The organism is Pseudomonas sp. CYM-20-01 (genome assembly GCF_023169845.1).
GTDB classification, from domain to species: Bacteria; Pseudomonadota; Gammaproteobacteria; order Pseudomonadales; family Pseudomonadaceae; genus Aquipseudomonas; species Aquipseudomonas azotoformans.
The window spans coordinates 783,479-795,134 of the sequence record NZ_AP025169.1; the positions used below are offsets into that span (position 1 = coordinate 783,479).

Here is an 11,656-nt window from a genome sequence, read left to right on the forward strand (position 1 = left end):
GGGGTGCGCCTTGCGCGAAATTGTCCTGATTAACATCACTGGGGAAGACCGCCCGGGTCTGACCGCAGCCATTACCGGCGTTCTGGCCCAGGGTGGTGTGAACATTCTCGACATCGGCCAGGCGGTGATCCACGACACCTTGTCGTTCGGCATCCTGGTCGAAATCCCGAGCACCGAGCAGGCGTCTTCGGTGCTCAAGGACATCCTGTTTACGGCGTACAAGCTGGACCAACAGGTGCGTTTCACCCCGGTGTCCGAAGCCGATTACCAGCAATGGGTGGCCGGCCAGGGCAAAAAACGCCACATCGTCACGCTGCTGACCCGCAAGGTCACCGCCGAGCAACTGCAGCGTGTCAGCTCCATTACCGCGCAATATGGCCTGAATATCGACCATATCGACCGTTTGTCGGGTCGTATGCCATTGGACACGCCGGCCGACAAGGGCAAGGGCTGCATCGAGTTCTCCGTGCGCGGCGAACCGGCCGACCCGCAGGCCCTGCGTGCCGAGTTCCTCAGCGTGGCCCAGGAGCTGAACGTCGATATCGCCTTCCAGGAAGACTCACTGTTCCGCCGCAACCGCCGCCTGGCAGTGTTCGACATGGACTCGACGCTGATCGAGGCTGAGGTCATCGACGAGCTGGCCAAGGCTGCGGGTGTTGGCGAGCAGGTCTCGGAAATCACCGAGCGCGCCATGGCCGGTGAACTCGACTTCCGCGCCAGCTTCAAGGAGCGCCTGGCGCTGCTCAAGGGCCTGGACGTGAGCGTGCTGGACGCCATCGGCGCTTCCCTGCGCCTGACCGAAGGTGCAGAGACCCTGTTCGCCGAGCTCAAGCGCCTCGGTTACAAGACCGCCATCCTGTCGGGCGGCTTCACCTATTTCGCCAAGCAATTGCAGGCTAAATTAGGCATCGACTATGTGTTCGCCAATGAGCTGGAAGTGGTGGATGGCAAGGTGACCGGTGTGGCGGTGGAGCCGATTGTCGACGCCCAGCGCAAAGCCGATCTGCTGAAGGAATTGGCCCACAAGGAAGGGTTGCGTCTGGAGCAGACTATTGCGGTCGGCGACGGTGCGAATGACTTGCCGATGTTGGCAATCGCGGGGTTGGGCGTGGCGTTCCGGGCCAAACCGTTGGTGAAGCAGTCGGCCAAGCAGGCGATTTCGACATTGGGGCTGGACGGGGTGTTGTACCTGTTGGGTTTCCGCGACCGCGATGGGCAGCTGTAACTGAAGAAACGCAGTTCAAAAATGTGGGAGGGGGCTTGCCCCCGATTGCGGTGGATCAGTCAACAAATCTCTGACTGGACTGCCGCTATCGGGGGCAAGCCCCCTCCCACATTTGACCTTCACTGAATTCAAATCAGGCTTTCGGCAGTGCGATGCCTTGGCCCATCTGCACCGGCGTACCCGCCGCCAGTTCTTCTGCCCACTTCACCTGATCCGGCCCGAACAGCACAATCGCCGTCGAGCCCAGCTTGAAGCGACCCAACTCGGCACCTTTTTCCAGGTGGATCGGCGCACGTGCAGCTTCGTCGTAGCGGAAGGTTTTCAGCTCACGCTTCGGCGGTGTCACCAGCCCGGCCCACACGGTTTCAATCGACGCCACAATCATCGCGCCCACCAATACCACGGCCATCGGGCCGCGTTCGGTGTCGAAGATGCAGGCAGCGCGCTCGTTACGTGCAAACAACTCGGGTACGTTTTCAGCGGTGGTCTGGTTGACCGAAAAGATGCGTCCAGGAATGTAGACCATCTCGCGCAGCGTACCGGCCAGCGGCATGTGCACGCGGTGGTAGTCCTTCGGCGAGAGGTAGATGGTGGCGAAATCACCGCCCATGAACGGCGCCGCTACGGCTGCATCGCCACCCAGCAGTTCCAGCACGCTGAAGCTGTGGCCTTTGGCCTGGAACACGCGGCCATGTTCGATCGGACCCAACTGGCTGACCGCACCATCGGCTGGGCTCAGCACCGCGCCTGCGGTTTGATCCAGCGGGCGGGCGCCGTCTTTCAGGGCACGGGTGAAGAAGGCGTTGAAGTGCTCGTAAGCGGTGACGTCTTCTACCAGGGCCTGGGACATGTCCACTTGATAGCGCTTGGCAAACCAGCTGGTGAAGGCGTTCTTGAACCAACGCACGCGGCACTCGGCAATGCAGCCAGCCAGGCGCGACAGCAAGTGGTGCGGCAGCAAGTACTGGCTGAGGATAAACAACTGCTTTTTCATAACTGTCCTTAAACCTTAAATCTCGACGGGGGTGTCGGGGTGGTTGCCCCATTCGCCCCAGGAACCGGCATAACCTTTGACTCGCGGATAACCGAGCGCCTTGGCCACCAGGTAGGTGAAGCCAGAGCGGTGGTGAGTCTGGCAGTGGGTGATGATTTCTTTGTCGCGGGTCAGCCCGAGGTCTTCGAGGATCTGTGGCATGTCACGGCGGATGCGCAGGTTGCGCGCCTTGTCCATGCCGGCCGTCCATTCGAAGTTCACCGCGCCGGGAATGTGTCCGCCTTTGGCGGCGAGGACCTTCTCGCCGGAGTACTCCAGCGGGCCACGTGCATCCCAGATGCCCAGGTCGGCAGCACCCAGGCGGCTTTGCAGGTATTCACGGGTAGCGGTGGGGCCATCATGCAGCGTGAGACTGACCGGGCCACCGACAGGTGCGGGCACGTCGGTGGAGACCGGGCGTTGTTCTTCCAGCCAGGCCAGCAGGCCGCCATCCAGGTAGTGGTATTTCTGGTGGCCGATCACGTCGAGCATCCAGATAAAGCGCCCGGCCCAGCCGCCGCCTTCGTCGTCGTAGACCACGTAGGTCGCATCCGGGGTATGGCCCAGTTCGCCGAACAGTTTTTCCAGGTCGGCCTTGGTGGGCAGCAGGCCGGGTGCCGGCGGCTGGCCCAGTTGGGTGCGTTTGGGGTCAACGAAATGCGCGCCGGGGATATGCCCTTCGGCGTAGCGGGCGGCGCTGGTGAGGTCCACCAGAATCAGGTGCTCGGCACCGAGGCGGCCTTGCAGGTCGCTGGACTCGATCACCAGCGGCAAGCCAGAGAAGTCAGGCATGTGAGGTCTCCTGGGCACAAATGTTGGCGATAAAAGACGGCGATTGTAGCGCAAGCATCAGGCGCTGCGGTTGGTAAAGCAGTGCAGGGCTTTTTCGATGCATTGGGCGGTTTTGCCGAAGGCCTGCACGGTGGTTTCCGAGAACGGCCCGCCACCCTGGTCGGCCACCATCAGCATCACCACCTTGCCATTGCAACTCAGGGAGCGCAGCAGCAGATGTTCGCCGGTGAACAGGCGGCGCAGGATCGGCGGCAGCAAGGCTGAGAACTGGGCATGGTTCTCGGGGTTGAGACGCACCTGGGCGGACTTTTCCAGCAGACGTTGCAGCAGGGTGCTGTTGACCACGTCCAGGCTCAGGTTGGCGGCGTCCTTGGGCAGGCCATCGACCTGGTGCACGCGCAAGGTACTCAAGGCGCGATCGGCCATCAGCAGCATGACCCGCTGCATGCCACTGGCGACCAAGGCCTCTTTGGCGCACGTGGTCAGGTGCATCGCGTTGGCAAAGCGGCTCGGTTCCACCAAGAGTTCAGTGCAGCGCTTGCGCCACACGGCCAGGGCCTCGGCGGTGGGCGGTGGCGCCGGCAGCAGGCCGCGATGAATCTTCGCCACATGCCACGGCCAGATCAGCGACAGCGCCGGGTGCCAGAGGTCGGGCATCAGGGTGGTACGGGCACTGGTGACGGCTTGCTGGTGGACCAGTTGCTGCACCTCGCCCAACGGTTGTTGCAGGTACAGCGCTGTGAGCAACTGCCAGCGTTCGGTGTGCGGGCAGGTCCAGGATTCCTGGGCCGACATCGCCAGGCCGTTGGCCAGCAACACGGTATTGGCCGGCTGGTTCAGCCAGCGCCGCAGGTTGGGTTCGGCGTCGAGCAATTGCTGATGGCGCAGTGGGTCGTCCTCACGGGCGATATGCAGGGCCTTGACCAGCAGGCGCTGCTCGCTCATCAGCAACTTATAGCCCTGGGACACCCAGATCGGCAGGTGCCAGGCTTCGGTCAGGCCGACGCACAGGTCGAGCAGGCGTATGCCGAACAGTTCCTGCTCGACCGCGCGGGCTGACTGGCCCTTGTGGATAACCCGCAGCTCCCACTCCTCCAGAAGCTTGGGGTAGGCCACCGCCATCGGCCACAGTGGCGACAGGAACAACAGGCTGCCCCAGTGGATGTCCTGCCACAGCCGCGCCAGGCGACTGCCGAACAAACCGTTGGCCTGCTGCGACGCGTGCTGGCTGACCAGCAACAGTTGGCGCAATGCCACGGGGATCTCGTGTGCGGGCACCGAGGGCAGGCGCGCCAGCAATTCTTCGGCGCGCTTGAGGCCCAGGCGATTGAGCGCCACCTCGAGGTTTTCCGCCGGTTCCGCCAGGCTGCCATGGGTGTGGCTGTTGGCCTCGCGCATCACGCTGAGCACCAGGGCCGGGCTGTTTTGCATCAGCTCGGCAATATCCCGCAACGAACTGCGGTTATCACGGATGCCTTTGCACACGCGGTCGTGGCTGGCCTGGGGAACGGGCAGCAGCACATCGTCCAGGCGCTTGATCCAAGCGGCGAGAGAGTTGGGTTTTGCAGTTGGGACTGTCGTTTCATTAGCCATGATTGGGGCGCGATCATCACTTGCGGTCTACACGCCCGGAGCGGGCCGAACTGGCTTTTCGCCTTAACGGGCTATAGTCTGGCGCAGTTTTGCCGATAAGTAGAACAAGAGTTTTCTGCTACACCCAATATGTCCATGAACCCGACGGCGCAAGTACTCATCTCCTATGGCTAAAATTATCGGCATCATCGTCGTCTTCGCAAGCGTGCTCGGCGGGTACGTCCTGTCCCACGGTAAAATCGCTGCGCTGATCCAGCCTTTCGAGGTGATGATCATCGGCGGTGCGGCACTGGGTGCATTCCTGCAGGCGAACCCCGGCTACATGACCATGCACGTGATCAAGAAGTCGCTGGGCATGTTCGGTTCGCGCTTCACCCATACCTTCTACCTGGAGGTGTTGGGCCTGGTCTACGAGATCCTCAACAAGAGCCGCCGCGAAGGCATGATGGCCATCGAGGCCGACATCGAAGACGCCGCCGCCAGCCCGATTTTCGCCAAGTACCCGGCCGTGCTCAAAGATGAGCGCATGACCGCCTACATCTGTGACTACCTGCGCATCATGTCCTCCGGCAACATGGCCCCCCACGAGCTGGAAGGCCTGTTCGACATGGAGTTGTTCAGCCTCAAGGAAGAGCTGGAGCACCCCTCCCACGCGGTGACCGGCATCGCTGATGGTATGCCGGGTTTCGGTATCGTCGCGGCGGTACTCGGTATCGTGGTGACCATGGCATCCCTGGGTGAGGGCGACCAGGCCGCTATCGGCATGCACGTGGGTGCGGCGCTGGTCGGTACCTTCTTCGGTATTCTGGCGGCCTATGGCTTCTTCGGCCCGCTGGCGACTTCCCTGGCCCATGACGCCAAGGAAGAAGTGAACCTGTACGAGTCGATCAAGGCCAGCCTGGTTGCTTCCGCTTCCGGCATGCCGCCGTCGCTGGCGGTGGAGTTCGGCCGCAAAGTGCTGTACCCCAAGCATCGCCCAAGCTTCGCCGAGCTGGAACAAGCGGTTCGCGGTCGCTAAGCCATGGAAAACAACCAGCCGATAATCATCAAGCGCGTCAAGCGCTTCGCTGCGGGGCACCATGGTGGCGCCTGGAAAATCGCCTTCGCCGACTTTGCGACGGCGATGATGGCGTTCTTCCTGGTGCTGTGGCTGATGTCCACCGCCACGCCGGAACAGAAGATCGCCATTGCCGGCTACTTCAAGGACCCGATTGGTTTCTCGGAAAGCGGCACGCCCTTCGTGATCGACCTGGGCGGCTCGCCGCAGTTGGCGCCTGAGCGCACCATCAACCCGGAGGTCAAGACCGAAGCGCCTCAGGAAAAAATCCCGATCGAGCGCGATACTGTCGAGTCTATGGCCGAACAGGTCGAGCAGGAGCGTCTTGAACTGTTGCTGCAAGAACTGCAGACCAAGGTTGAGGAAAACCCGCAACTGTTGAAGTTCAAGGATCAGATTTCATTCGAGATCACCCCGGACGGCTTGCGCATCCAGATCACCGACGCAGCCAACCGCCCGATGTTCGACTCCGGCAGTGCGCGCTTGAAGCCGTACTTTGAAGACATCCTGCTGGCCATGGCCGACACCATCAAGGCGGTGCCGAACAAGATCAGCATCAGTGGCCACACCGACGCCAAGCCTTACGCAGGCCAGGGTGACTTCGGTAACTGGGAGCTTTCGGCCAACCGCGCCAACGCTGCACGCCGTGCGCTGGTGGCTGGCAGCTACCCGGACCCGCAAGTGGCGCGCGTGGTAGGGTTTGCATCGTCGCAGCTGTTTGACCCCAAGGACCCGTTCAACCCCATCAACCGCCGTATCGATATCGTGGTGCTGACCAAAAAGGCCCAACGTGCGATCGAAGGTGACCAGCCCCCAGCGGCGCAACCTACTCCGGGGGCCGGCGCGCCGGGTGAAGTACCGGCCGATCCGAACGCGATTCCGCCAGGACAGGAGCCGTTGCCGGCGCATGAGCTGCGTCAGAAGCTGAACCTGTTTGATGACGGTGGGGTGAAGGATCCTACGGTGCCTAAGACGGGTTCTTAAGCAACTAAGGTCTTTTTGTGGTGAGCGGGCTTGTCCCGCGTTGGGCTGCGAAGCGGCCCTGATCCAAACGCCGCATTTCTTCCAGGTAAACCGCGTCATCAGGCTTCGGGGCTGCTGCGCAGCCCAACGCGGGACAAGCCCGCTCGCCACAATGTTGTCTGTGCGGCTCAATAACTGCTTTCGGGCAAGCTCGCAATAATCGACCGATAGCTGTTCATCCGCTGTTGCTGCACGCGCCCATCTTCCAGGGCCTTGAGCAACGCACAGCCCGGTTCGCGGTCGTGTTTGCAGTCGCGGAAGCGGCAGGTGCCGATCAGGTCGTTGAATTCGATAAAGCCCGCTTCGACATCGCAGCGGCTGACGTGGCCGAGGCCGAATTCGCGGATGCCGGGGGAGTCGATCAACTCGCCGCCGCCGGGGAAGTGGAACAACCGTGCGGTGGTGGTGGTGTGGGTGCCCTGGCCGGACAGTTCCGACAGTGGGCCTACGCGGGTGTCGACTTCCGGCAGCAGGCTGTTGACCAGCGAAGATTTACCTACGCCGGACTGGCCCACGAACACGCTGATGCGTCCGTCCAACTGCTGTTGCAGCTGTTCCATGCCATTACCGTGATGCGCCGAAACCTCCAGCACGGGGTAGCCGAGGGTGCGGTACACCGCCAGTAACGCGTTGAGCGCCGGGGCATTCTGCTCGTCGATCAGGTCGAATTTGTTCAGCAGCAACAGCGGGCGGATGCCGGCATGCTCGGCCGCCACCAGGTAGCGGTCGATCAGGTTGGCATGGGGCTCGGGCAGTGGCGCAAACACGATCACGATCATGTCGACGTTGGCGGCTACCGGCTTGAGCTGGCCCCGGCTATCCGGGCGGCGCAGTTCGGTGGTGCGCGGCAGTTGGGCGACGATCACGCCGATGCCCTGGTTGCCGGCACGCCACACAACCTTGTCGCCTGTGACCAGCGCCGGCAGGTTGGCGCGCAAGTGGCAGCGGAACACCTGGCCTGCGAGTTCGCCTTCGAGCGCCTCGACTTCGACCTGCACGCCGAAGTGCGCGATCACCAGGCCTGTTTGTTCAGGGCCGAGGTCGCCGCCCTCGAGCGCTTCCACGGCGGAGGATTCACGTTTGGCGGCGCGCGCGGCGCGTTCACCCTGAATCTTTTCGATGCGCCAGTTTTGGCGACGGTTGAGCTGGCGTTTGGCCATTGGTGTTCCGTGTCGATAATGCAAAGGTTGGGTAAAACGGTCGCGAGTCTAGCACGGCCCCGCCTGCTAAACTGCGCAGCTACGCCAAGGTGCCAAGAGAATCAAACCATGCAAAACCCACAGAACCTGATTTGGATCGATCTGGAAATGACCGGCCTGAACCCTGACACCGACGTCATCATCGAGATGGCCACCATTGTCACCGACAGCAACCTCAACACCTTGGCCGAAGGTCCGGTGATCGCCATCCACCACAGCGACGCCGTGCTCGGCACCATGGACGAGTGGAACACCCGCACCCACGGCAACTCCGGCCTGACCCAGCGCGTGCGTGACAGCCGCGTCAGCATGGCCGAAGCCGAAGCCGAAACCATCGCCTTCCTGGAAAAGTGGGTGCCCAAGGGCAAGTCGCCGATCTGCGGCAACAGCATCTGCCAGGATCGCCGCTTCCTCTATACGCATATGAAAGCGCTGGAAAGCTACTTCCATTACCGTAATCTCGACGTATCCACCTTGAAAGAACTGGCTGCCCGCTGGGCGCCGGAAGTGAAGGACAGCTTCCATAAAGGCAGCACGCACCTGGCGCTGGATGATATCCGCGAGTCGATTGCCGAGCTGCAGCATTACCGCAAGCATTTCATCAAGGCCTGAACTCCCTCAATGGTGAGCCGGCTCGCCACAGTTTTGCAAGGATCGCCCTCATGCTGCTGATGCTCTACCTCATCGCCATCACTGCCGAAGCCATGACCGGCGCGCTGTCCGCCGGGCGGCGAGGTATGGACTGGTTTGGTGTGGTGCTGATCGCCTGCGTGACGGCGCTGGGTGGCGGGTCGGTGCGCGATGTGCTGCTGGGGCATTACCCGCTGACCTGGGTCAAGCACCCGGAATACCTGGTGCTGACCTCCGTCGCCGCGCTGGTGACGATCTTTATCGCGCCGCTGATGCGCCGCCTGCGTTCGTTGTTCCTGGCATTGGACGCCCTGGGCCTGGTGGCCTTCACCCTGATCGGCAGCATGACTGCCCTGGAAATGGGCCATGGCATGCTGGTGGCGTCGGTCAGCGGCGTAATCACCGGCGTTTTCGGTGGCATCCTGCGGGATATCTTCTGCAACGACATCCCGCTGATCTTCCGCCGTGAGCTGTACGCCAGCGTGTCGTTCCTGGCCGCCTGGTTCTACATGCTGTGCCTTTATCTTGAGCTGCCCAGTGAGCAATCGATCCTGCTGACGCTGTTCAGCGGCTTTCTACTGCGCTTGCTGGCGATCCGTTTCCACTGGGAAATGCCCAAGTTCGTCTACAACGACGACGTGCACTAGCGCGTCGCGTGCTGGTTCAGTGCCCATTCCACATGTTCGCGCACCAGCTCCGAGGGATACTCCCGCCGCGCCTTCAAGGCTTCCAGCACGGGAATGCTCGACGGCGCGTTGCCCAGGCCTACCGCCAGGTTGCGCAACCAACGCTCATAGCCGGCGCGGCGCAGGGGTGAACCTTCGGTGCTGCTGAGGAATTTATCCTCGTCCCACATAAACAACTCGGCCAGTTCGGCGTTATCCAGGTTGTGGCGTGGCTTGAAATCGCTTTCGGTGGTGGCGCGGGCGAAACGATTCCATGGGCAAACGATCTGACAGTCATCGCAACCGAACACGCGGTTGCCGATCAACGGGCGCAGGTCTTCGGGGATCGCGTTCTTGAGCTCGATGGTCAGGTAGGAAATGCAGCGCCGGGCATCCAGCACATAGGGGCCTACAAAGGCATTGGTGGGGCAGATGTCCAGGCAGGCGGTGCAGCGCCCGCAATGTTCGGTGCTATGAGGTTCGTCCACCGGCAGCGGCAGGTCGACAAACAGCTCGCTCAGGAAGAAGTAGCTGCCCGCCTTGCGATTGAGCACCAGGGTGTTCTTGCCGATCCAGCCCAGCCCGGCTTTTTCGGCGATGGCTTTTTCCAGCACCGGTGCGCTGTCGACGAAGGCACGGAAGCCGAAGGGGCCGATCTGCGCCTGGATACGGTCAGCCAGTTGCTGCACGCGCTTGCGGATCAGCTTGTGGTAGTCGCGGCCCAGGGCGTAACGCGAGATATAGGCTTTTTCCGGCTTGGCCAGCAGTTGCGCCATTTGTGTGTCGCCGGGCAGGTAGTCCATGCGCAGCGAGACCACGCGCAAGGTGCCGGGCACCAACTCCTCCGGATGTGAGCGTTTGCTGCCATGGGCGCCCATGTAGTCCATCTCGCCGTGATAGCCCGCGTCGAGCCAGCGTTGCAGGTGCTGTTCATGCTCGGCCAGGTCCAGGCCGCTTATGCCGACTTGCTGAAAGCCCAGCTCGCGGCCCCAGTCTTTGATCGATTGGGCGAGGGCAGGCAGATCGGTGGTGATGGCAGGCATGAGACAAGGGAAACCGCAGGTTAGATAGGTATAATTCTGCCAGACATCGGAGCTTGAAGACGCATGCCGCAGACAAAACACGCAATAACCGACGTACAACCGCTGTTGCACGGCCATTTGCCGCAACTCGCTGCGCGTTCCCCGGACGCCCATAAAGGCCAGTTCGGCCACCTGTTGGTCATCGGCGGTGACCGCGGCTTTGGCGGCGCCGCGCTGTTGAGTGCCGAAAGCGCCCTGCGCAGCGGCGCGGGCATGGTGTCCCTGGCGACGCGCCTGGAACATGTGCCCGCGGCCCTGGCGCGCCTGCCGGAAGTCATGACCGTTGGGGTGAGCTCGGCCAATCAATTGATGGGCCCGCTGGAAAAGATCTCAGTCATCGTGATCGGACCTGGACTCGGTGATGCGTCCTGGGGCAAAAGCCTGCTTTCCGTCGCCGCCAACGCCACCCTGCCGCAGGTGTGGGATGCCGACGCGTTGAATCAGCTCGCCACCGGCAGTGTCACTCTGCCGGCTGATTGCGTGATCACCCCGCATCCGGGGGAGGCGGCGCGCTTGTTGGGCATATCGACAGCCGAGGTTCAGGCCGATCGTCTTAAGGTAGCGCGCGCGTTGAGCCAGAAATTCAACGCAGTGGCTATTCTCAAGGGCGCAGGCAGTTTGATTGCCAGCCCGGACGGGCGCGTTTCACGCTGTGACCAAGGCCACCCGGCGATGGCCACGGCAGGGCTGGGCGACGTGTTGGCCGGCCTGGTGGGTGCACTGCTGGCCCAAGGCATGCCCGCCTATGAGGCAAGCTGCCTGGCTGTGTGGCTGCACGCGACGGCGGGAGATCGCCAGGGGACGTTCGGTCGCGGGTTGGCCGCCAGTGACCTGATCCCTGCCATTCGTCAATTGCTGGAGGAGCAGTCACCGTGTCTGAAGTAATTCTTTTCCTGGCCGATGAAGAGGCCATGGTTGCCTTCGGTCAGCGCATCGCCCAGGTCACGGCGGGAGCGGGGCTGATCTTTCTCGAAGGCGACCTGGGGGCGGGCAAGACCACGCTGTCGCGGGGGATCATTCGCGGGCTGGGCCACACGGGGGCGGTAAAAAGCCCGACGTTCACCCTGGTAGAACCCTACGAAATCGGCGACGTGCGAGCGTTCCATTTCGACCTCTATCGCCTGGTCGATCCCGAAGAACTGGAATACATGGGGATCCGGGATTACTTCGACGAAGATGCGCTGTGCCTGATCGAGTGGCCAGATAAAGGCACAGGCTTTTTGCCAAAGCCTGACCTGACCATTACCATTACGCCGCATGAGCATGGACGTCAGTTGAAGTTGTTGCCCCAGAGCGTGCGCGGCCAGTCGTGGTGCGCGGCTTTGGCATTGGAATTCAAATAATTGGTGGGGTTAGG

The 11,656-nt window shown here is 62.1% G+C and carries 12 protein-coding genes; 7 read left to right on the forward strand and 5 right to left on the reverse strand.

The window, feature by feature from the left end:
- Positions 1–10: 10 nt before the first annotated feature.
- Positions 11–1,225 (forward strand): phosphoserine phosphatase SerB, encoded by a 1,215-nt coding sequence (serB, locus tag M2497_RS03435; protein WP_248485846.1) that lies wholly within the window; start codon positions 11–13, stop codon positions 1,223–1,225.
- A gap of 133 nt (positions 1,226–1,358) precedes the next feature.
- Here serB and asd read toward each other — a convergent pair whose 3' ends face one another.
- Genes asd through M2497_RS03450 form a run of 3 tightly spaced genes read right to left on the reverse strand, consistent with a single transcriptional unit; the run spans position 1,359 to position 4,643 of the window.
- Entirely contained in the window at positions 1,359–2,219 is an 861-nt protein-coding gene (gene asd / locus M2497_RS03440; protein WP_248485847.1) for an archaetidylserine decarboxylase, read from the reverse strand.
- A gap of 15 nt (positions 2,220–2,234) precedes the next feature.
- Positions 2,235–3,050 (reverse strand): rhodanese-like domain-containing protein, encoded by an 816-nt coding sequence (gene rhdA, locus M2497_RS03445; RefSeq protein WP_248485848.1) that lies wholly within the window; start codon positions 3,048–3,050, stop codon positions 2,235–2,237.
- A 57-nt stretch (positions 3,051–3,107) separates the two neighbouring features.
- Positions 3,108–4,643: an HDOD domain-containing protein gene (locus M2497_RS03450; RefSeq protein WP_248485849.1), complete on the reverse strand. Its 1,536-nt coding sequence runs from the start codon at positions 4,641–4,643 to the stop codon at positions 3,108–3,110.
- A 166-nt stretch (positions 4,644–4,809) separates the two neighbouring features.
- Here M2497_RS03450 and motA point away from each other — a divergent pair, with 166 nt between their 5' ends.
- Positions 4,810–5,661, forward strand: a complete 852-nt coding sequence (motA, locus tag M2497_RS03455) for a flagellar motor stator protein MotA (protein WP_058423471.1) — start codon at positions 4,810–4,812, stop codon at positions 5,659–5,661.
- A 3-nt stretch (positions 5,662–5,664) separates the two neighbouring features.
- A complete protein-coding gene (gene motB, locus M2497_RS03460; RefSeq protein WP_248485850.1) occupies positions 5,665–6,684 on the forward strand; it encodes a flagellar motor protein MotB in 1,020 nt (339 codons plus the stop codon).
- 167 nt (positions 6,685–6,851) lie between these two features.
- Here motB and rsgA read toward each other — a convergent pair whose 3' ends face one another.
- Positions 6,852–7,883, reverse strand: coding sequence for a small ribosomal subunit biogenesis GTPase RsgA (rsgA, locus tag M2497_RS03465; protein WP_248485851.1), 1,032 nt, complete (start codon positions 7,881–7,883; stop codon positions 6,852–6,854).
- A 108-nt stretch (positions 7,884–7,991) separates the two neighbouring features.
- On the opposite strand from rsgA, the gene orn reads away from it, so the two are divergent.
- Both orn and M2497_RS03475 read left to right on the forward strand, forming a co-directional pair.
- A complete protein-coding gene (gene orn / locus M2497_RS03470) occupies positions 7,992–8,534 on the forward strand; it encodes an oligoribonuclease (protein WP_248485852.1) in 543 nt (180 codons plus the stop codon).
- 50 nt (positions 8,535–8,584) lie between these two features.
- On the forward strand, positions 8,585–9,199 hold the full coding sequence (locus tag M2497_RS03475) for a trimeric intracellular cation channel family protein (RefSeq protein ID WP_248485853.1): 615 nt from the start codon (positions 8,585–8,587) through the stop codon (positions 9,197–9,199).
- On the opposite strand, the gene queG is transcribed toward M2497_RS03475, so the two are convergent.
- Positions 9,196–10,260 carry a tRNA epoxyqueuosine(34) reductase QueG gene (gene queG, locus M2497_RS03480; RefSeq protein ID WP_248485854.1) on the reverse strand — a complete coding sequence of 355 codons (1,065 nt, stop codon included), beginning with the start codon at positions 10,258–10,260 and terminating at the stop codon, positions 9,196–9,198. The genes M2497_RS03475 and queG overlap by 4 nt on opposite strands.
- 63 nt (positions 10,261–10,323) lie before the next feature.
- Here queG and M2497_RS03485 point away from each other — a divergent pair, with 63 nt between their 5' ends.
- Positions 10,324–11,184: an NAD(P)H-hydrate dehydratase gene (locus M2497_RS03485; RefSeq protein WP_248485855.1), complete on the forward strand. Its 861-nt coding sequence runs from the start codon at positions 10,324–10,326 to the stop codon at positions 11,182–11,184.
- Positions 11,172–11,642 (forward strand): tRNA (adenosine(37)-N6)-threonylcarbamoyltransferase complex ATPase subunit type 1 TsaE, encoded by a 471-nt coding sequence (gene tsaE, locus M2497_RS03490; protein WP_071497202.1) that lies wholly within the window; start codon positions 11,172–11,174, stop codon positions 11,640–11,642. The genes M2497_RS03485 and tsaE overlap by 13 nt, the downstream gene beginning before the upstream one ends.
- Positions 11,643–11,656: the final 14 nt, after the last annotated feature.

Excerpts from the sequence above, each read along its gene's own strand:
- M2497_RS03485 (WP_248485855.1), top strand. The coding sequence starts at position 10,324 with ATGCCGCAGACAAAACACGCAATAACCGACGTACAACCGCTGTTGCAC.
- queG (WP_248485854.1), bottom strand. The coding sequence starts at position 10,260 with ATGCCTGCCATCACCACCGATCTGCCTGCCCTCGCCCAATCGATCAAA.
- rsgA (WP_248485851.1), bottom strand. The coding sequence starts at position 7,883 with ATGGCCAAACGCCAGCTCAACCGTCGCCAAAACTGGCGCATCGAAAAG.
- motA (WP_058423471.1), top strand. The coding sequence starts at position 4,810 with ATGGCTAAAATTATCGGCATCATCGTCGTCTTCGCAAGCGTGCTCGGC.
- rhdA (WP_248485848.1), bottom strand. The coding sequence starts at position 3,050 with ATGCCTGACTTCTCTGGCTTGCCGCTGGTGATCGAGTCCAGCGACCTG.
- motB (WP_248485850.1), top strand. The coding sequence starts at position 5,665 with ATGGAAAACAACCAGCCGATAATCATCAAGCGCGTCAAGCGCTTCGCT.
- M2497_RS03450 (WP_248485849.1), bottom strand. The coding sequence starts at position 4,643 with ATGGCTAATGAAACGACAGTCCCAACTGCAAAACCCAACTCTCTCGCC.
- asd (WP_248485847.1), bottom strand. The coding sequence starts at position 2,219 with ATGAAAAAGCAGTTGTTTATCCTCAGCCAGTACTTGCTGCCGCACCAC.
- M2497_RS03475 (WP_248485853.1), top strand. The coding sequence starts at position 8,585 with ATGCTGCTGATGCTCTACCTCATCGCCATCACTGCCGAAGCCATGACC.
- orn (WP_248485852.1), top strand. The coding sequence starts at position 7,992 with ATGCAAAACCCACAGAACCTGATTTGGATCGATCTGGAAATGACCGGC.